The 15,742-nt window shown below is 63.5% G+C and carries 18 protein-coding genes; 8 read left to right on the top strand and 10 right to left on the bottom strand.

The window, feature by feature from the left end:
- Nucleotides 1-96: 96 nt before the first annotated feature.
- Both ACJA3S_RS12250 and ACJA3S_RS12245 read left to right on the top strand, forming a co-directional pair.
- On the top strand, nucleotides 97-918 hold the full coding sequence (locus ACJA3S_RS12250; protein ID WP_406822040.1) for an AraC family transcriptional regulator: 822 nt from the start codon (nucleotides 97-99) through the stop codon (nucleotides 916-918).
- A 103-nt stretch (nucleotides 919-1,021) separates the two neighbouring features.
- The gene (locus tag ACJA3S_RS12245; RefSeq protein ID WP_406822039.1) at nucleotides 1,022-1,636 is read left to right on the top strand and encodes a LysE family translocator; all 615 of its coding nucleotides are present in this window, start codon (nucleotides 1,022-1,024) and stop codon (nucleotides 1,634-1,636) included.
- Here ACJA3S_RS12245 and ACJA3S_RS12240 read toward each other — a convergent pair.
- Complete coding sequence (locus ACJA3S_RS12240; protein WP_406822038.1) at nucleotides 1,584-2,309, bottom strand: metallophosphoesterase; 726 nt, start codon at nucleotides 2,307-2,309, stop codon at nucleotides 1,584-1,586. The two genes, ACJA3S_RS12245 and ACJA3S_RS12240, sit on opposite strands and share 53 nt — an antisense overlap.
- A gap of 282 nt (nucleotides 2,310-2,591) precedes the next feature.
- Here ACJA3S_RS12240 and ACJA3S_RS12235 point away from each other — a divergent pair, with 282 nt between their 5' ends.
- Both ACJA3S_RS12235 and ACJA3S_RS12230 read left to right on the top strand, forming a co-directional pair.
- Nucleotides 2,592-3,335 carry a carbon-nitrogen hydrolase family protein gene (locus ACJA3S_RS12235; RefSeq protein WP_406822037.1) on the top strand — a complete coding sequence of 248 codons (744 nt, stop codon included), beginning with the start codon at nucleotides 2,592-2,594 and terminating at the stop codon, nucleotides 3,333-3,335.
- A complete protein-coding gene (locus tag ACJA3S_RS12230) occupies nucleotides 3,332-3,571 on the top strand; it encodes a hypothetical protein (RefSeq protein WP_406822036.1) in 240 nt (79 codons plus the stop codon). The genes ACJA3S_RS12235 and ACJA3S_RS12230 overlap by 4 nt, the downstream gene beginning before the upstream one ends.
- Before the next feature lie 4 nt (nucleotides 3,572-3,575).
- On the opposite strand, the gene ACJA3S_RS12225 is transcribed toward ACJA3S_RS12230, so the two are convergent.
- Together ACJA3S_RS12225 and ACJA3S_RS12220 are read right to left on the bottom strand one after the other, a co-directional pair.
- Nucleotides 3,576-4,076, bottom strand: coding sequence for a methylated-DNA--[protein]-cysteine S-methyltransferase (locus ACJA3S_RS12225; RefSeq protein WP_406822035.1), 501 nt, complete (start codon nucleotides 4,074-4,076; stop codon nucleotides 3,576-3,578).
- A 71-nt stretch (nucleotides 4,077-4,147) separates the two neighbouring features.
- The gene (locus ACJA3S_RS12220; protein ID WP_406822246.1) at nucleotides 4,148-4,948 is read right to left on the bottom strand and encodes a lipopolysaccharide biosynthesis protein; all 801 of its coding nucleotides are present in this window, start codon (nucleotides 4,946-4,948) and stop codon (nucleotides 4,148-4,150) included.
- A 360-nt stretch (nucleotides 4,949-5,308) separates the two neighbouring features.
- Here ACJA3S_RS12220 and ACJA3S_RS12215 point away from each other — a divergent pair, with 360 nt between their 5' ends.
- Nucleotides 5,309-5,515 carry a hypothetical protein gene (locus ACJA3S_RS12215; protein WP_406822034.1) on the top strand — a complete coding sequence of 69 codons (207 nt, stop codon included), beginning with the start codon at nucleotides 5,309-5,311 and terminating at the stop codon, nucleotides 5,513-5,515.
- 67 nt (nucleotides 5,516-5,582) lie between these two features.
- On the opposite strand, the gene ACJA3S_RS12210 is transcribed toward ACJA3S_RS12215, so the two are convergent.
- The 4 genes from ACJA3S_RS12210 to ACJA3S_RS12195 form a co-directional block, all read right to left on the bottom strand.
- Nucleotides 5,583-5,912 (bottom strand): hypothetical protein, encoded by a 330-nt coding sequence (locus tag ACJA3S_RS12210; RefSeq protein WP_406822033.1) that lies wholly within the window; start codon nucleotides 5,910-5,912, stop codon nucleotides 5,583-5,585.
- A 145-nt stretch (nucleotides 5,913-6,057) separates the two neighbouring features.
- Complete coding sequence (locus ACJA3S_RS12205; protein WP_406822032.1) at nucleotides 6,058-6,531, bottom strand: anti-virulence regulator CigR family protein; 474 nt, start codon at nucleotides 6,529-6,531, stop codon at nucleotides 6,058-6,060.
- A 141-nt stretch (nucleotides 6,532-6,672) separates the two neighbouring features.
- Nucleotides 6,673-8,484: a DAHL domain-containing protein gene (locus tag ACJA3S_RS12200; RefSeq protein WP_406822031.1), complete on the bottom strand. Its 1,812-nt coding sequence runs from the start codon at nucleotides 8,482-8,484 to the stop codon at nucleotides 6,673-6,675.
- Complete coding sequence (locus tag ACJA3S_RS12195; RefSeq protein WP_406822030.1) at nucleotides 8,481-9,485, bottom strand: cytochrome-c peroxidase; 1,005 nt, start codon at nucleotides 9,483-9,485, stop codon at nucleotides 8,481-8,483. Before ACJA3S_RS12195 ends, ACJA3S_RS12200 begins: the two co-directional genes overlap by 4 nt.
- 94 nt (nucleotides 9,486-9,579) lie before the next feature.
- On the opposite strand from ACJA3S_RS12195, the gene ACJA3S_RS12190 reads away from it, so the two are divergent.
- Nucleotides 9,580-10,947: an HD domain-containing phosphohydrolase gene (locus tag ACJA3S_RS12190; RefSeq protein ID WP_406822029.1), complete on the top strand. Its 1,368-nt coding sequence runs from the start codon at nucleotides 9,580-9,582 to the stop codon at nucleotides 10,945-10,947.
- A 29-nt stretch (nucleotides 10,948-10,976) separates the two neighbouring features.
- Here ACJA3S_RS12190 and ACJA3S_RS12185 read toward each other — a convergent pair whose 3' ends face one another.
- Nucleotides 10,977-11,423: a structural protein P5 gene (locus ACJA3S_RS12185; protein ID WP_406822028.1), complete on the bottom strand. Its 447-nt coding sequence runs from the start codon at nucleotides 11,421-11,423 to the stop codon at nucleotides 10,977-10,979.
- Nucleotides 11,424-11,545: 122 nt separating this feature from the next.
- On the bottom strand, nucleotides 11,546-11,839 hold the full coding sequence (locus tag ACJA3S_RS12180; RefSeq protein WP_406822027.1) for a hypothetical protein: 294 nt from the start codon (nucleotides 11,837-11,839) through the stop codon (nucleotides 11,546-11,548).
- A gap of 108 nt (nucleotides 11,840-11,947) precedes the next feature.
- On the opposite strand from ACJA3S_RS12180, the gene ACJA3S_RS12175 reads away from it, so the two are divergent.
- Together ACJA3S_RS12175 and ACJA3S_RS12170 are read left to right on the top strand one after the other, a co-directional pair.
- Nucleotides 11,948-12,613, top strand: a complete 666-nt coding sequence (locus ACJA3S_RS12175) for an SOS response-associated peptidase (RefSeq protein ID WP_406822026.1) — start codon at nucleotides 11,948-11,950, stop codon at nucleotides 12,611-12,613.
- A gap of 76 nt (nucleotides 12,614-12,689) precedes the next feature.
- The gene (locus tag ACJA3S_RS12170; RefSeq protein WP_406822025.1) at nucleotides 12,690-13,727 is read left to right on the top strand and encodes a diguanylate cyclase; all 1,038 of its coding nucleotides are present in this window, start codon (nucleotides 12,690-12,692) and stop codon (nucleotides 13,725-13,727) included.
- On the opposite strand, the gene ACJA3S_RS12165 is transcribed toward ACJA3S_RS12170, so the two are convergent.
- Nucleotides 13,706-15,700, bottom strand: a complete 1,995-nt coding sequence (locus ACJA3S_RS12165) for a heavy metal translocating P-type ATPase (RefSeq protein ID WP_406822024.1) — start codon at nucleotides 15,698-15,700, stop codon at nucleotides 13,706-13,708. The two genes, ACJA3S_RS12170 and ACJA3S_RS12165, sit on opposite strands and share 22 nt — an antisense overlap.
- Nucleotides 15,701-15,742: the final 42 nt, after the last annotated feature.

Here is a 15,742-nt window from a genome sequence, read left to right as displayed (position 1 = left end):
CGGATACGGGCCTGGCGGTCAAGTTACAGCCAGCGGAAAAAACTGTATGGGTGCGCCGCGCCTGATAAGCTGCCGGCCATACCGAGGATTGCCATGATGCCCCGTTCCCATGCCACGCTGTGGCGCGACCCGGCCCTGCCGCATGTCGAAAGCCGCCGCGCCTGCCATAGCCGGGCCTGCTACAAGGCCCACAGCCACCCGACGTTTTCCATCGGCGCGGTGGATGCTGGCATCAGTCACTTTACCGGCGCCGCTAACGGGCAGGAACGCCTCACCCCCGGCACGCTGGTCATGGTCCCGGCCCGCCGCGTGCATGCCTGCAACCCCGAGCCCGGGCAAGCCTGGAGCTACCAGATGCTGCATGTAGCGGCCGACTGGCTGGCCCGTTTGCGCCAGGAGTCGGCGCTGACCGGTGAAGGACCCGCTGAAGGCCCCGGTGAACCGGCGCGCATCTGTCGCGACCCGGAGGTATACCGACAGTTCTGCGAGCTGAACCGCTTGCTGTTTTCCAACGCCAGCAGCGGCGAAAAGGATGCCGCGCTGGTTGCCTTCCTGGCTGACCTGGAGTTTACCGCGCATCCACCGCTGGCACCGGCACCCGCCCTGGGGGCGAGCGCGTTGAGCGGGTTGATCGCAGCTATAGAGGGCCTTGACCCGGCACAGTTGAGCCTCGATGCACTGGCCCGGGAGGCCGGGGTCGGCCGATACCAGTTGATCCGCGCCTTCCGCGCGGCCACCGGCTTTACCCCGCATGCCTACCTGATCAACGCACGGGTCAACCGTGGCCGGGCGCTGCTGGGCGAAGGACAGCCGCTGGCAGAGGTCGCCTACCGGCTGGGCTTTGCCGACCAGAGCCATTTCCAGCGGGTGTTCAAGGCCCACGTGGGGGTGACCCCAGGGCAATATCGAGGCGGCTGAATAGCAATACCGACGGCTGCTGCCGAGCGGGTTTGCAATATTGTTCAATACGGGCTGGCTGCCGCAGGACAGAGTTCGGCTTTTCCGCCAGAGCAGCCCACCCATGCAAGCGTTCCTGATCGTCGCCCTCGCCCACTTTCTCGCCCTGCTTTCCCCCGGCCCGGACTTCTTCCTGGTCGCGCGCACCTCGATCAACAGTGGCTGGCGGGTTGCCAGCGGCGCCTGCCTGGGTATCGCCCTGGCCAATGGCATGTTCATCGCCGTGGCCTTCACCGGCCTGTCGGTGCTCCAGCAAGGCAGCCTGCTGTTCAGCACCCTGCAACTGGCCGGTGCCGGCTACCTGTTGTACCTCGGCGTGCTGTTCCTGCGCCACGCTGGGCAAACCAGCCTGGGCAGCGTGGCCGCTAACCAGGCCGTGGCAGGCTGGTGGCGCAGCCTGGGCATGGGTGTTCTGTCGGGCGTGCTCAACCCCAAGAATGGGTTGTTCTATGCCAGCCTGGCCAGCATGGTCAGCAGCGCCAGTGCCGGCTGGAAAGCAGCCTGCGCCGTGTGGATGTTCAGCATCGTGCTGCTGTGGGACCTGCTGGTGGCCGTGGCCATCGGCAACCCCTTGGTGTTGCGCCGTTTCGCCCGCAGCCTGCCTTGGCTGGAACGGGCCTCAGGGGTCATGCTGGTGGTGTTGGCCATGGCGCTGTTGCTGCACCTGGCGCAGCCTTGAGCAACTGCAGCGTGGCCAGGTCCATGAGGCTGAAATGGCCGCTGGCCCAACCCCCGGTATCCAGGTGCCAGACATTCCCCAGCTGTTTCGCCTGCAATACTGGTGTGTGGCCGACCAGCAAGGCCCGCAAGCCCTTCACCGGCCGGGTATCGCCTTCCTTCAAGCGCCGCCGCGACCACTGGCACACCTCCAGCACCTCGGGGTCGTCATCCAGCTCCAGCCAGGTACGCAACAGCTCCCAGTCGGCAAACGGACTGTCGGCATGCAGCAGGCCAACCGGGCCGTTGGCGGTTTCCACCTCCAGGGCGATCGGCAGTTGCTCGAAACGTTCGACGAAGCGCAACTGCTCCCCCGGCGGCAGGTCGAGAAACCAGCCGCCGCCGGCCGCGCGATACATGTCCAGGTCGAGCCGCCCACCGCGCAGGCGGGTGATCGCCAAGGCTTCGTGGTTACCCTGCACCGCATGCAGCCAGGGCTGCGCCAGCCAGTCCAGCACCGCCTCGCTGTGCGGCCCGCGGTCGACCAGGTCACCGACGCTGAACAGGCGGTCTACCGTCGGGTCGAACCCGACCGCCTCAAGGCATGCCTGCAGGCGTTGGAAGTGACCGTGGATATCGCCCACCGCCAGGTCCCGCCCACGGGTATTGGCGGCCACCCGCCGAAACCGTTCCATTACACTCGTCCTCTGTTGCTGCGGCAGGCCCGAGCCACTGCTGGGGCCAACACCTGCGTACCGCCCTGAAGGGCCATGCGCATGGCCCGGTTAAGCCACAGCATGGCACAAGCCACCCCGGCCGCGCAGTCGCATTGCGTTTCGATCAGCCGAGGGCCCGGCTCGGCGACGGGCGTCGCACACGTTGCCACGCCCCCGCTTAGCTGAAAAACCCTTCACTGGATCGCACCTCACCGAGCAGCGTATCCTCAGCGTTTCGGCCTCGACCAGGGAGGGTGTTTGATGAAGCTGTGCGCCGTACAACTGGCATCGTTCAAGGGCGATGTGCCAGCCAACCTCGAACGCCACTTGGCCTGTATCGACCAGGCAGCCGCCCTTGGCGCGGAGCTGGTAGTGTTCCCTGAACTGTCGCTGAGCGGCTATGAGCCAACCCTTGCGCATCAGACTGCGTTGGCCGTCAATGCCGCGCAACTCGACCCGCTGCAGGCCGCCTGTGACCGGCTTGGCATCACCGTAGCCGTGGGCCTGCCACTGCCGGCAGCCGAGGGTATCCGCATCGGCATGCCGATCTTCAGCCCCGGTGTAGCGCGCCAGGCTTATGCCAAGCGGCGGCTGCACGACGATGAGCTACCCTGGTTCACCCCGGGCGACCAGGCCTTGCTGCTGCAACTGGGAGCGCACCGGATAGCACCAGCAATCTGTTACGAATCGATGTTCATGGCGCATGCGGCCAGCGCGCGGGAGCAAGGTGCCGACCTTTACCTGGTCAGCGTGGCGAAAACCGCCAAGGGCATTCGCGAGGGCTACGCACACTATCCCAAGCTGGCTCGCCAACTGGCTATGCCGGTGTTGCTGGCCAACTGCGTAGGGCCGGCCGACACATTCATCGGCGCTGGTGGTTCGGCGGCGTGGGACAGCCAAGGGCGCCTGCTGGCCAACCTGGATGATCGCAGCGAAGGGCTGATCGTGCTGGACACCAGCAACGCCAGTGCCGTGGCTGTACCCCTGAGCCGACACTCGCCATGAGCTATGTCTTTCTGGCTGTGTTGAGCTATGCCTGCACCTATTACCTGACTGGCCTGCTGATCCAGGGGCAGTTGGCCGATATTGCCGAGGGCTTGCGCCAGCGGCCCGATGCGCCGCCACCTGGCGAATACCTGCGCGCCGTCAGGTGCCATGCACGCCGGGCCCAGCGGCGCTACACCGTGATGGCCGGTTCGCTGCTGGCGGTGTTGGCCTGCCTGCTCGCCAGCTGGTTCTGAGCCGCTACAGGTCCAGCGCCAGGCTTTGCCGCCCCTCCAGCGCCAACAGGTACTGCTTGGCCGCCAGGCCGCCGGCAAACCCGGTCAGGCTGCCCGTGGCGCCGATCACGCGGTGGCATGGGGCGATGATCGAGATCGGGTTGCGGCCATTGGCTGCACCGACCGCTCGTACTGCGGCAGGGTTGCCGATGTGCCGGGCAATCTCGCTGTAGCTGCGCGTTTCACCAAAGGGTATCGCCAGCAGCGCGGCCCATACCTGGCGCTGGAATTCGGTGCCGGCAAAATCCAGCGCCAGGTCGAAACGCTGACGCTTGCCGGCAAAGTATTCACCGAGCTGGCGGGCGGTTTCCAGCAATACCGGGCACTGGTCGTCGCGGTGCAAGGCGCCGAGACGCACGCGGTTTTCCCGCTCCGCCTCCCACAGTACGGCTGCCAGGCACTCGCCACGAGCCACCAGGGTCAAGGTACCGACGGGGGATTGCATGAAAGTGAAGGCGCTGGACATGACGGGTTCCTGCCAGGGTGCGATCAGCTCACTGTACGCACCCACAGCCTTGCCTGCATCCGCTTTCTTGCTCAGGCAATCGCGCAGCCGGCAATGCGCCGTGCCTGGCGAAGGTCGACCTTGGGGATCAGCTCGGCTGGAATGCGCGACGTTGCCGACAGGTTGTAGACCTGGAAGTGTTCGTTGACCACCTCCCTGGCCATCAACGTCAGCGACGGCAGGATGCGGCTGTCCCAGTGCTGGTCCAGCCCGCACGGCGAACGCTGGCCCTGGCCGCTCTCATAGAAGCGGCCAGCGGTCTGGTCGAGGTCCACCCCGACCAGCAGCACCTTGTCGAAGCCCAGGTGATAGGCCAGTTGCAAGGCGACGTAGGCCACCGTGCGGGCATCGTAGAAGCCCTGGGCCAGGTCCTTGCTGAAGGCAATCGAGCGGGCACGCTTGCTCCACAGGGCGCGGCTGCACACGTAACTGTCACCATGGCCGCGCAAACCGCCCAGCAGCCCCGGTGCGTCAGCCTTGTGCAAGGCATAGCAGGCGGTGCTGGCTGGCACCTCGGCATCGGCATATTGCTCCGGCCACAGTGCCAGGCGTTCGCTGTCGCGCAGGGCAGTGGCGAACAAGGCCGGCTGCTGCTGGCGAAAACTCTTGTCCGTGCACAGGTAGAAGAACGGCCTGATACCGTGCTCAGCAGTCATGGCCACCGAGCCGTTCATGGCGATGACCGGCAGGTGGGCGAACTCGGCCAGCGGGAAGTGCCTGGCTGAAGCACCCGAGGCCAGAATCACGACAGGGCCCTGCTGGGTATCGCGACACGCTTCGAAGCTGCAGAACGCCCCGGGTTCAACGCCGGGCTGCGATGAAAATGTACTGATCAATGGCATCTCTGGAATGGACAGTGCAACCACACAACGCAAGCTGCGGCCCCTTTTACCCGACCACTTAACGTCGGTCAACCGCATGGCCATCGCCTGTTCGGGCCTTCGGCCCGCTGCCTGAGCCTGTCGCCAGCACGCCAGCGACAGGGTCGAGGCCTGCCGTCACTCAGCTGAAGCCCTGGCGGATGCGCTTCTTGTCGATCTTGCCGACGCTGGTTTTGGGGATCTCCAGCACACAGCGCAACTGCACTCACTGTAACGTCCGCACTGCGCGCCCTGCCATTTATTCATGAGCTGCCTTGATGGTTACCCAGGGCCAGACTAATACTTACATCTCTGCCTGGGGAGGCACACAACATGCAACCAAGATTCGTCATCGTTCCGGCTGTGCCGATCGAAAAGGAGTCGTTCAGCCTGGGTGGCCGCGGTTACTTCGCGACCGTTTGCGCAGGCTTCGACATCTACGACAACCAGGCCAAGGAACGGCTCAAGCCCAGCTATCCCAGCAGGAGCGACGCGCAGCTGCAGTGCGAGCAAATGAACAAGCGTTTTGATGTCGGGTGATCGCGGTCGTCAGGCGCAATGCCCGGCTAACCGGCGTGGTCGGCTACAACGGCAGAGGCTATCGAACTCAGTCCAGGCATTCCTTGGCGGCTTGGCGCAATCCATCGCCTGACAGGAAGCTGCCTTTGTAGAAGGTCGCGCGGCTGCCTTGACGATAGTCGACCACGTCCAGCACATCGTCGGTGGCCACGGCGCTGGGGGCTGTCAGCCGATAACCGTGGGCGATGGACTTTTGTGTCGCCTGAGGCGCCAGCGCCTGCCATTTCGGCAGCACGCAGGCGGCATATTGTTGGGGCGTTTTGTGGGTCAGCTTGCTGGCAGTGGGTTTGCCAGGGGTCGCGCAGCCGACAAGGCCAGTGACCAGCACAGAGACGAGAAAAATACGAAAGGTAGACATTTGCAATTGGCCGTGTTGAACACGCGGTATTCTAACGGGGGTCAAGCGCGGATACTAATCAACCAAAGTTGATGGCGATACCTGGCCACGACACCGGGGGGCCGCTCCCGCAGGCCGATGGCACGTGCGGGGCGGCTGGCCCGGTTCAATCCAGGGCGCCGTGCAACACCTCGTAGATAATCCCTGTCGCGACGGCCACCAGGATCAGGTCCACACCTGCCTGCATCCACTCATAACCGTCGTAATGCGGCAGTTGCCCCAGCAACCGGCCATCGAGCTTCTTGGCGATACCCGGCGGCAGTGGTTTGCCACGGGCCAGGTTCTTCTGGATACCCGGGGGCAGTGCCGGCCCGGCGTTCCAGTAACTGCGGTGGCCGGCGAGGATGTCGAGCACGTAGCCATGGTCGATCGAAGGGTGGTCATATCCGCCACCGCCGCCGCCATGGCCTTGACCTTGCTGGCCTTGGCCCTGACCTTGCCCGTGTTGGCCCTGGACATGCTGGTTCTTGCCATGGCCCTGCCCCTTACCGTTACCTGGGTCGGCATAGGAAAGGGAAGGCCCCACTGCCAAGGCGATCGAGGTAACCACTGCAACTACCGACCAGCGACGCTTTGCCATATCTGTTTCCTTACGCTAGGGAGTCGTTCCAGTACTGTAGACCAATCACCGGTGCCGACACAGCTTGGCTCGAGCGCGAAGGCCAGGGCCTTGTACGCCGGTCGAACCCGCTGTATCGCCCTCGCCCGCACGTTTGCCGGGTCAGGCCGAACGGGCCTGACGGATAGGCAGCTCAACCCGGAATGTCGTACCGACCCCCACCTCGCTGGCGACGTGGATCTCGCCACCGTGGCGCTTGATGATGCCGTACGAAAGGGACAAGCCCAGGCCGGTGCCCTGGCCGACGGGCTTCGTCGTGTAGAACGGGTCGAAGATCTTCTGCAGGCTCTCGGCAGGAATGCCACAGCCATTGTCCGCGACTTCGATCCACACCCACTCGTCATTGGCGCCGGTTCGCAAGGTAATCCTGCCGCGTTCGGCGCCCATCGCCTGGGTGGCATTGACCAGCAGGTTCATCACCACCTGATTGATCTGCGACGGCAGGCATTCGACCTGCGGCAATGGCTGGTAGTCCTTGACCAGGTCCGCCTTGTGCTTGAGTTCGCTGGCAACGATATTCAGGGTCGACTCGATGCCTTGCTGCAGGTCTGCCAGCTGCCAATCCTGGCTGGCGTCCACCCGGGAAAAGTCCTTGAGGTCCTTGACGATCCGCGCGACGCGGCTGATGCCATCCTTGGATTCACGGATCAGCGCCGGAATGTCCTCCAGCAGGTAGTCCAGCTCGATTTCCGTACGCAATTTCGCCAGCTCCACGCCGAGGCCCTTCGGAATCAGGGTGTCTTCCGCATCGGCATAAGCCTTGAGCATGTTCTGCAAACGGCCGAAATAATCATCCAGCGCGCCGAGGTTGGACGAGACGAAACCGATCGGGTTGTTCACCTCATGGGCCACGCCGGCCGCCAGCTGGCCGAGCGAGGCGAGCTTTTCCGACTGGACCAGCTGGTTCTCGAGCAGCCGGCGTTCATCCATTTCACGCTGCAGTGCGGCGCTGGCCTGGCCGAGGGCCTGGGTGCGTCGCTCAACCCGCTGCTCCAGTTCGTCGTTGGCGCTGACCAGTGCTCGGTTCACGCGGTTTATTTCGGCATAGCTGCGCATCAGCCACACCCCCATGTACAGCAACAGCAAAACCAGCAGGGTGGAAAACACCAGCAGGTAGAAGTGGTAGCGCTGGGCCGCGAGCAAAGCGGCCTGCTCGTCGCGGTCCAGCATCTGGGCAATGACGTCCAGACGCTCGGCGATCGGCACCGCCTCGATTGCTTCCAGCAGCTGGTCGACCTTGGGTTGCTCGCGCAGGATCAACTCTATGTGTTTGCTGATGGTATCGATAGGCACTTGAAAATCGACAGGCAAGCGCTCCTTGTTGACCGCAAGGTCGTTCAAGCCAACGAGAATATCGGCAGCTTTGTCATCGGTTGTGGTCTGGGCAAATTCCAGGCTGCTGAGCATCAGGTCGTAGGTGTCGCTGGTGATCCTGCGCAGGCGCAGCGTATCGGCATCGACCAATTGGCCAAGATGCACCTGGATGACATCGGCCGCAGCCGGGAGAAAGGCCAGCGAGTTGCGCAGAATGGCATTGTGCGTCTTGAACCGCGACACCAGCAGGACCTTGTCGTCAAAGGCCTGCTGGTAATCGCGAATGGCCGTCTGCCAGGCAGGCATGGCGGTTTTCTGATGGCGCCCTTCCAGCGTGTGGAACTGCTGCCAGAGCCGCTTCATGTCCATCAACGGCAGCACCAGCGGGTCATAATTGTAGTTGGTGGTGGTGCGCGCCTTCAGCACGGCACTCTCCCACTGGGCGTCGTACTGCTTGATCTGGCGAATCAGATCACGCGCCTGGGCATAGGTACCGCTCTCATCCGACCTGGACATCAAGTACAGAAAGACCAGCACGGATGCCAGCGACATTGCGCCAGTAGCCAACAACAGCAGGCTGCGCCGGGCATTCAGTTTCATAGCGGTTTGCCCTGCCATTGGCCGGTGAGGGTCTGGAGAAACTTGATGATCAGCGCTTTATCACCGTCCCTTGGCGTGCGCCCCAGCTGATAGTGGAACATGGCGTCGACAGCAGCCTCCAGGGTGGGTGCCGAACCGTCATGGAAGTAAGGGGCGGTGACCGCTACGTTCCGCAGGCTGGGGACTTTGAACAGGTACAGGTCCTCCGGGTCACCGGTGACGTTGTAGCGCCCTTTGTCCGCCTGCGTCACACTGCCACGGTTGGCGAAGTAGTCATCGAAGACGCCCAGCTTCTGTAGCATATTGCCGCCGATATTCACGCCCTGGTGGCAAGCGATGCATCCGTATTCCTGGAAGCGCTGGTAGCCATACTTTTCCTCCAGGCTTAGGCTGCTGGTATCTCCCTGCAGGTATCGGTCAAAGCGTGAGTCGGGTGTCAACAGGGTGCGCTGGTAGGCGACCAGCGCGTCTTCGATGCCGTGGGCGGTCACTGGCTGGCGATAGGCTTCGGCAAACCCGCTGCGATAGCCCGGGTCGTTGGCAATGCGTTGGACCACCGCTCCCCAGTCATTGTCTTTTGCGGTCGCACTGCCGCTAACCAGGTGTACCAGCCCATCAAACGATTGCGCACGCCCATCCCAGAACTGCAGGAAGTTCAGGCTTGCATTGAAAACGCTGGGGGTGTTGACCGCCAGCGGATTGCCATCGGCGCCTGGCGAGCGCGCCTGGCCGTCGGCACCCCCTCGATCCAGACGATGGCAATCGGCACAGGATTGGCTGTTGTCAGGCGACATTCGCCGGTCGTTGAACAATTTGCGCCCCAGCTCCACCCGCGCAGGGTCAAGCTTCGGTACCGCCGGCAGTGGCGTGAGTGGCCCGCCGATGCTCTGGGCCAACGCCAATGCCGGCAACGGCACAAGCAGCGTGGCAACGATGCGAAGCTGCAGACTGATCGGCACAGCACAACCCTCCCTGGCGAGATGCACATTGCCTCCGAGCATAGTGAGCCCAACCGACAAAAGCTAACGGCACGGGCAAATGTCATCTAGGCTGTAGCCAGGGAGCAGTCTGGCTGAAACCGGCAAGGAGCGATTCATGGAGCAACCCGTTACCGATGGCACCACCGCCCAGCCAGTCGTACTCCTGGTGGACGACGAACCCTCGATTCTCAGCAGCCTTCGTCGTTTGCTACGCAGCCAGCCCTACGAAGTCCTGCTCGCCGAAAGCGGCGCCGATGCCCTGCAACTGCTCCAACAGCGCCCGATCAACCTGGTGATGAGCGACGCACGCATGCCGAACATGGACGGTGCCACGCTTTTGGCCCACGTGCATGAGCGGTTTCCCGAGACGTTGCGCATTCTGCTGACCGGTTACGCTGACACGGACACCATCGCCAAGGCCATCAACGACGGGCATATCTATCGTTACATCAGCAAACCCTGGAATGATGAAGAGCTGTTGGTCACCTTGCGCCAGGCACTGGCCCACCAGCATTCGGAAAGCGAGCGAAAACGCCTGGAACAACTCAGTCAAGTTCAGCTGCAGCAACTCAAGGCACTCAATGAGAGCCTGGAACAGCGGGTAGCGGCGCGCACCGCCGAGTTGCAACAGACTGCCGACATGCTTGATCTTGCCTACGAAGAGCTCAAGCGCAGTTACGTGACCAGCACCGAGTTCTTTTCGCAACTGGTCAACATGCGCCTGCCCAAGGCCAAGCAGACCAACCGGCAGGTCATCGACCTGATCCAGGTGTACTGCACCAGCCATAAGCTGGACGACGCGGCCTGCCGCAACCTGACCATGGCGGCTGCGCTGTACAACATCGGCAAGATGAGCTGGACCGACAGCATGCTCACCTGCCCCGCCGACCTCATTGCGCCCCAGGACCGCGAACTGTACCGCTCATACCCGAAACAGAGCGAAGCGCTGGTCATGACCCTGGACCCGATGAAAGAGGCCGCGCAACTCATCCTGCATCACCAGGAACGCTGGGACGGCAGCGGTTTTCCGGGCCATCTCAAGGGCGACGCCATTCCATTGGGGGCCCGCTGGCTGAAAATGGCCGTGGACTTCATCGAGTTGCAGCGCGGGCTGGTCCTGGAGCGCCAGCTCAATAGCGACGAGGCACTGCTGTACATTCGCAAATATGCCGGCAAGTTGTACGACCCAGACCTGGTGGAAGACTTCGTCAGCGTCTGCGCCGAGTACATGCGCGACATCACCTTGACCGACCCGGCCATCAAGGTGTTGGGCACGCACGAGTTGGCCGAAGGCATGATACTGGCGCGTAACCTTCATGCCGACAACGGCATGCTGCTGTTGAACGCCGGCAAGGTGCTGAGCGGCCTGCTGGTAAAGAAACTGATTGCCTTCGAAGAAATGGAAGGCGGCAAATACAGCGTATTCGTCAGGATTCCCGAGGAGGCCGGCAGCGCTCAGCCAGCGCCTGCAGTGGCAGGCTGACCCAGCACAACACAAAGACGATTGGCCCGTCACAAGAGCGCCCTGCGCACCCCCTCGTCGATCACCTGCGCCTTGTAAGGGTTGTCACCGTTCTCATGAATGATGATGCCAAGCACCATCGCCCGCAGCGTGGCGGGGTGCCTGAGGTCGATCGGCTCGGTGCTGCGCACGCCCAGGCTGCGGGCCACCGCTTCGGCATAGGCGCGAGTGTCGTTCTCGCTAGTCGGCGCCCAGCGGCTGATGGCCTCGAGCACGGTATCGATGCCTTTTGCGCCCACGCCGGGCATACCGTCCTTGCCGCGATAGTTGATGAGCAGCTTGGCCAGGGCGCGGATGCCGTTTTCCGGCTGGTCGAAACGCGCGAAGCGCGGCCGGGCCACGCCCTCTTCCATGCCCAGCTGCCCTTGCCAGGGGTTGCGCGGGTTGAAGTCGATGTTGCCGGGGTTGTTGTTGCGTATGCCACGTGGCGTACTCATCAGGTGATCTCCTGTACCGCTTGATCCGTACTGCCGTCACTGTTGTTGATGACGGCGCAACCCATGAGTTTTCTCCAGGCAGGAAAATCCCCGCCAAATGGCAGCTTGCCGCAAGCTGCTCGTCATTCCGCCCGGCACCACCAGGACTGGGCGAACAGCACGCCGTCGATCTCCTCGACGCCGTTGATGTTCATCCCGAGCTGGGCCATGCCGTTGACCTTGGCATCGTGCAGCCGTGGAATGATGTCGGGCCCGGGCGTCGGGTTGAACACCCAGGCCTGGGTGGAAACCCGCCCCAGCGGTTCGCTGTGGTGATCGCCAATGTGAACGTCGGCGCGTAATGCCGGCACCTTTCTCAACTGCTCGGACGGTATGGCGATGCCGCGCGCCCGGCGACGTACGATGAGGAAATACATGCTGCACCAGATACTGTATATCAATACAGTATTTGAGCACCCACAGACACCACCGCACCAGTACCATTCGGCGGGCTATGCTTACTCGCCAAGGCAGGAGGGCGACGTATGTGTGGCAGGCTCAGCCAGTACCGCGGCATCCATGACTTCGTTACCACCCTGAGCTTGCCGCAGGCCTGGCAGAACAATGTCGGCGAGCAGCCCCTGGGTCGCTACAACATCGCGCCGACAACGCCGGTGGCCGTGCTGCGGGTGGATCACGCTGGCCTGCGGGCGGACCTGGTGAAATGGGGATGGCGGCCGCACTGGGCGACTGACCGCGCAGCGCCGATCAATGCCCGTGTGGAAAAAGTGGCGCACGGCGCTTTCTTCCGGGCAATCTGGCCGTACCGGGCGATCACGCCAGTCGACGGCTGGTATGAATGGGTCGATGAAGGCGGGCCGCGGAAACAGCCTTATTACATCCGCCGTCGGGATGGGCGCCCTGCCCTGTGTGCATCCATTGGCCAATTTGCCGGCACCGCCTGCGACGGCTTCGTGATCATCACCGCCGATGCCCAAGGCGGCCTGGTGGATGTGCACGACCGCAGGCCTGTCGTGCTTTCGCCAGAACTGGCTCGGGGATGGATCGCCGCCGCCATGCCGAGCGAGCAGGCGGAGCAACTGGTGCTCAACCTGGGTGAGCCCGCTGAACACTTCGAATGGTACCGGGTGAGCGCGGCTGTGGGAAATGTGCGCAACCAGGGCACTGAACTGATCGTTCCGCTGTCATGACCTATGCTGTGCTTGTTTTAGCGTCGTACCTAGATGTCAGTTCCAGAAGCAGCGAACCGAGGAATGGAGACCTGATATGCCAGCTTGCCCCTTGCCCGTAGACGAAGCGCTGCGCCAGCGCACACTCGACGACATGAACCTGGTCGACACGCCTGCCGAGCATTACCTCGATACCCTGGTGCGGCTCACCCAGGACCTGGCCCACGTCGACACGGTGCTTATCAGCCTCATCGATCAGGACCGCCAGTGGTTCAAGGCGCGTATAGGGCTCGAGGCCAGCGAGACGACGCGCAGTATCTCCTTCTGCGGCTACGCCATTCTCGGCGAAGATACCTTGATGGTCCCGGATGCCAGGCACGATACGCGCTTCGTCGACAACCCGCTGGTACTCAACGCGCCCTATATCCGCTTCTATGCCGGCCATCCCTTGCGCGCCGGAAACGGCAAAGCCATCGGTACGCTGTGCATGTTCGACCCTCGCCCGCGCGAGCTCAGCAAGGCCCAGCAAGCGAATTTCAAGGACCTGGCCACACTCGCGGAAGGCTACCTGCAACTGCGTGCCCTGGCCCAGGTCAACCGCGATCTACGCCTGGAAATGGATCGCGAGCAACGCAAAGCCCTGCTCGATCCGCTGACTCAACTGTGGAACCGCGGCGCGCTGGCGGCTTTTGAAGGGCATCAGCGGCGATTGGCCGCGCAGAATGGCTCACAGCTGGGTGCAATCTATGCAGACCTGGATCATTTCAAATCCATCAATGACCGGTACGGCCATTCCGGCGGCGACAAAGTGCTCTGCGAATGTGCCCGGCGTCTGCGCGCGGCACTTCGCCCCGATGACCTGCTGGTACGTCATGGCGGTGAAGAATTCGTCGCCATATTACAGGTCAAGGACGGCGAAGAGCTGCGGCGCATCGCCGAACGAATCCGGGAACTGGTCGGTAGCACACCGATGCAGTTGGCCAACGGCCAATTGAACGTCAGCCTGAGCATAGGCTGCACCCTGTTCGCCAACGCTGAAACGATGGAGGACGCGCTGAACCGCGCCGACACAGGGCTCTACATGGCCAAACAGCAAGGGCGTGACCAGGTCGTCTACCGGGCGCCGCCGGCATGAGCGGAACGTGGTTCCGGGGCTGGCAACAGGCGGCTGTGTTCCCTGTTCCGCTCGTCATAACGTAGGAGGCGCCCGGAATTGGTCAGCACCAGCAATGTGCTGAGGTTGTGCAACAGCGCCGCGATCATTGCCCCTGCTGCCCCGAGGATGCCAAACGCTGCCGCGACGACAATGGCCAAGGTCCAGCCCAGGCCGATCAGCACATTCACATGCAGGGTGCGACGGCAGCGGCGGCTGAGACGGATGCAGGTGCCCAGGCGCCGCAGGTCACCGTTGATCAGCACGATATCCGCTGCGGCCAGCGCGATATCAGCGCCGCCGGCACCGATCGCCACACCCACCACACCGGCTTTCAGCGCCAGTGAATCATTGATGCCATCGCCAACCACCAGCGGCCGCAGGCCAATCTGCAGCTCATGGTTGACCTGCTGCATTTTGCCTTCCGGCAGTGCTTCGGCGACCACCCGCGTGATACCAACCTGGGCGGCGATCGCTTCGGCCACAGGCTTGCGATCACCGGTCAACAGCAACTGGCGCTCAAGGCCCAGCTCGCGCAGCTGCTGCATCGCTTCGGCGGCTTCGGCGCGTACATTGTCGGCCAGGAGCAGCCAAGCCAGAAACCGGCCATTCAGGGCCAGGCCGGCAATCGGGCCATCGTGCTCAGGCAGCGTGGGCACTTCAATGCCCAACTGGCTGAACAGCTCCGGGCGGCCCAAGGCTGCTTCGCCTTCCACCGCGCGGGCCACTACACCAAAGCCCTGGCGCTCCTGAACATCCACCAGCGGCAGATACCGGTCGTGCGCCAGCAACGACGCCAGGGCGCGGCTGACCGGGTGGCTGCTGGCCGCACCGAGACTGGCGGCCAGCTCGATGACCGCGGCCTGCGACAACGGGCTCGAGAGGCCGACCACGCTGTGCAGGCGCAGGTCGCCGTAGGTCAGGGTGCCGGTCTTGTCGATTACCAGCGAAGACAGGTCGGCCAGTTCCTCGAGAAACGCCGACCCGCGAATCAGGATGCCGTGCCGAGCGGCGACGGCAATGCCTGCCACTGCTGTGGCCGGCGCGGACAGCACCAATGCACACGGGCAAGCCGCCACCAGCACGGCCAGCATGGCCTGCGCATCACGGGTGATGAACCAGGTTGCGGCGGCGATCAGCAGCACCAGGACCATGTAGCGCCCAGCATAACGCTCGAGCAGGCGCGTGATCGGCGGCTTGGCCTGTTCGGCGCGCTGCATCAGCGCGATCACCTTGCCCAAGGTAGAGTCCTCGCCGACGCGGGTCACCTCCACGCGCAGCAGGCCATCGAGGTTGATCGAGCCCCCATGGATATCCATGCCAGGGCTGACTTCCTGCGGGACCGACTCACCGGTGATGGCCGCAGTATCGAGGCTGGCCTGCCCTGCGACGACCCGGCCATCGGCGGGCACACGATCGCCGGCACGCACCTCGACCTGGTCGCCAGGCGCAAGGCTGGCGTTATCGACCTCGCGCACCTGGCCATCGGCACCGATCAGGCGTGCATGGCTGCGTGTCAACTGGCCAAGCGCGGCAATGGCTTCCTGCGCACCCAGCACGCTGCGCTCTTCGAGGATATGGCCGAAGATCATGATGATGGGCAGCAGTGCCGCAGTGGCCAGGTCACCGGTCGCCCACGCACCCAGCATGGCCAGGCCGACAAGCTGGTCGGTGATACCGTGCAGGCTGGGATGCAACAGGCTGTGCCAGGACGCGCGCAAGACCGGGATGGCGACCAGTAGCGAGGCAACGCCCAGGAGCATCTGACTGACCCCTTCCTGGGTTGGCGCCAGCCAGCGCCAGACCAGCCCCAACCCCAGAAGCCCCAGTGCCAGCATTGCCAGGATCAGCTGGCGGCCGGCCGTGCGCCGTTCGGCCTGCGACAGCAAGCCCGAGGTGAGGTGGGTATGGGCGTGATGGTGGTGCCCGTGGCCATGGCAGTGGTGGGTACTCATCGCGAGCAGCTCCAGAAATGAACGTGAACCGGGGCGGGCCGG

It is taken from the genome of Pseudomonas sp. KnCO4, assembly GCF_045344305.1.
Taxonomy (GTDB): domain Bacteria; phylum Pseudomonadota; class Gammaproteobacteria; order Pseudomonadales; family Pseudomonadaceae; genus Aquipseudomonas; species Aquipseudomonas anuradhapurensis.
Note: the sequence above shows the minus strand (reverse complement) of the source record. Positions and strands in the feature narration are given on the sequence as shown.

Excerpts from the sequence above, each read along its gene's own strand:
- ACJA3S_RS12245 (WP_406822039.1), top strand. The coding sequence starts at position 1,022 with ATGCAAGCGTTCCTGATCGTCGCCCTCGCCCACTTTCTCGCCCTGCTT.
- ACJA3S_RS12215 (WP_406822034.1), top strand. The coding sequence starts at position 5,309 with ATGCAACCAAGATTCGTCATCGTTCCGGCTGTGCCGATCGAAAAGGAG.
- ACJA3S_RS12225 (WP_406822035.1), bottom strand. The coding sequence starts at position 4,076 with ATGTCCAGCGCCTTCACTTTCATGCAATCCCCCGTCGGTACCTTGACC.
- ACJA3S_RS12195 (WP_406822030.1), bottom strand. The coding sequence starts at position 9,485 with ATGCTCGGAGGCAATGTGCATCTCGCCAGGGAGGGTTGTGCTGTGCCG.
- ACJA3S_RS12175 (WP_406822026.1), top strand. The coding sequence starts at position 11,948 with ATGTGTGGCAGGCTCAGCCAGTACCGCGGCATCCATGACTTCGTTACC.
- ACJA3S_RS12235 (WP_406822037.1), top strand. The coding sequence starts at position 2,592 with ATGAAGCTGTGCGCCGTACAACTGGCATCGTTCAAGGGCGATGTGCCA.
- ACJA3S_RS12170 (WP_406822025.1), top strand. The coding sequence starts at position 12,690 with ATGCCAGCTTGCCCCTTGCCCGTAGACGAAGCGCTGCGCCAGCGCACA.
- ACJA3S_RS12200 (WP_406822031.1), bottom strand. The coding sequence starts at position 8,484 with ATGAAACTGAATGCCCGGCGCAGCCTGCTGTTGTTGGCTACTGGCGCA.
- ACJA3S_RS12180 (WP_406822027.1), bottom strand. The coding sequence starts at position 11,839 with ATGTATTTCCTCATCGTACGTCGCCGGGCGCGCGGCATCGCCATACCG.
- ACJA3S_RS12210 (WP_406822033.1), bottom strand. The coding sequence starts at position 5,912 with ATGTCTACCTTTCGTATTTTTCTCGTCTCTGTGCTGGTCACTGGCCTT.
- ACJA3S_RS12165 (WP_406822024.1), bottom strand. The coding sequence starts at position 15,700 with ATGAGTACCCACCACTGCCATGGCCACGGGCACCACCATCACGCCCAT.
- ACJA3S_RS12190 (WP_406822029.1), top strand. The coding sequence starts at position 9,580 with ATGGAGCAACCCGTTACCGATGGCACCACCGCCCAGCCAGTCGTACTC.
- ACJA3S_RS12230 (WP_406822036.1), top strand. The coding sequence starts at position 3,332 with ATGAGCTATGTCTTTCTGGCTGTGTTGAGCTATGCCTGCACCTATTAC.
- ACJA3S_RS12185 (WP_406822028.1), bottom strand. The coding sequence starts at position 11,423 with ATGAGTACGCCACGTGGCATACGCAACAACAACCCCGGCAACATCGAC.
- ACJA3S_RS12250 (WP_406822040.1), top strand. The coding sequence starts at position 97 with ATGCCCCGTTCCCATGCCACGCTGTGGCGCGACCCGGCCCTGCCGCAT.
- ACJA3S_RS12205 (WP_406822032.1), bottom strand. The coding sequence starts at position 6,531 with ATGGCAAAGCGTCGCTGGTCGGTAGTTGCAGTGGTTACCTCGATCGCC.
- ACJA3S_RS12240 (WP_406822038.1), bottom strand. The coding sequence starts at position 2,309 with ATGGAACGGTTTCGGCGGGTGGCCGCCAATACCCGTGGGCGGGACCTG.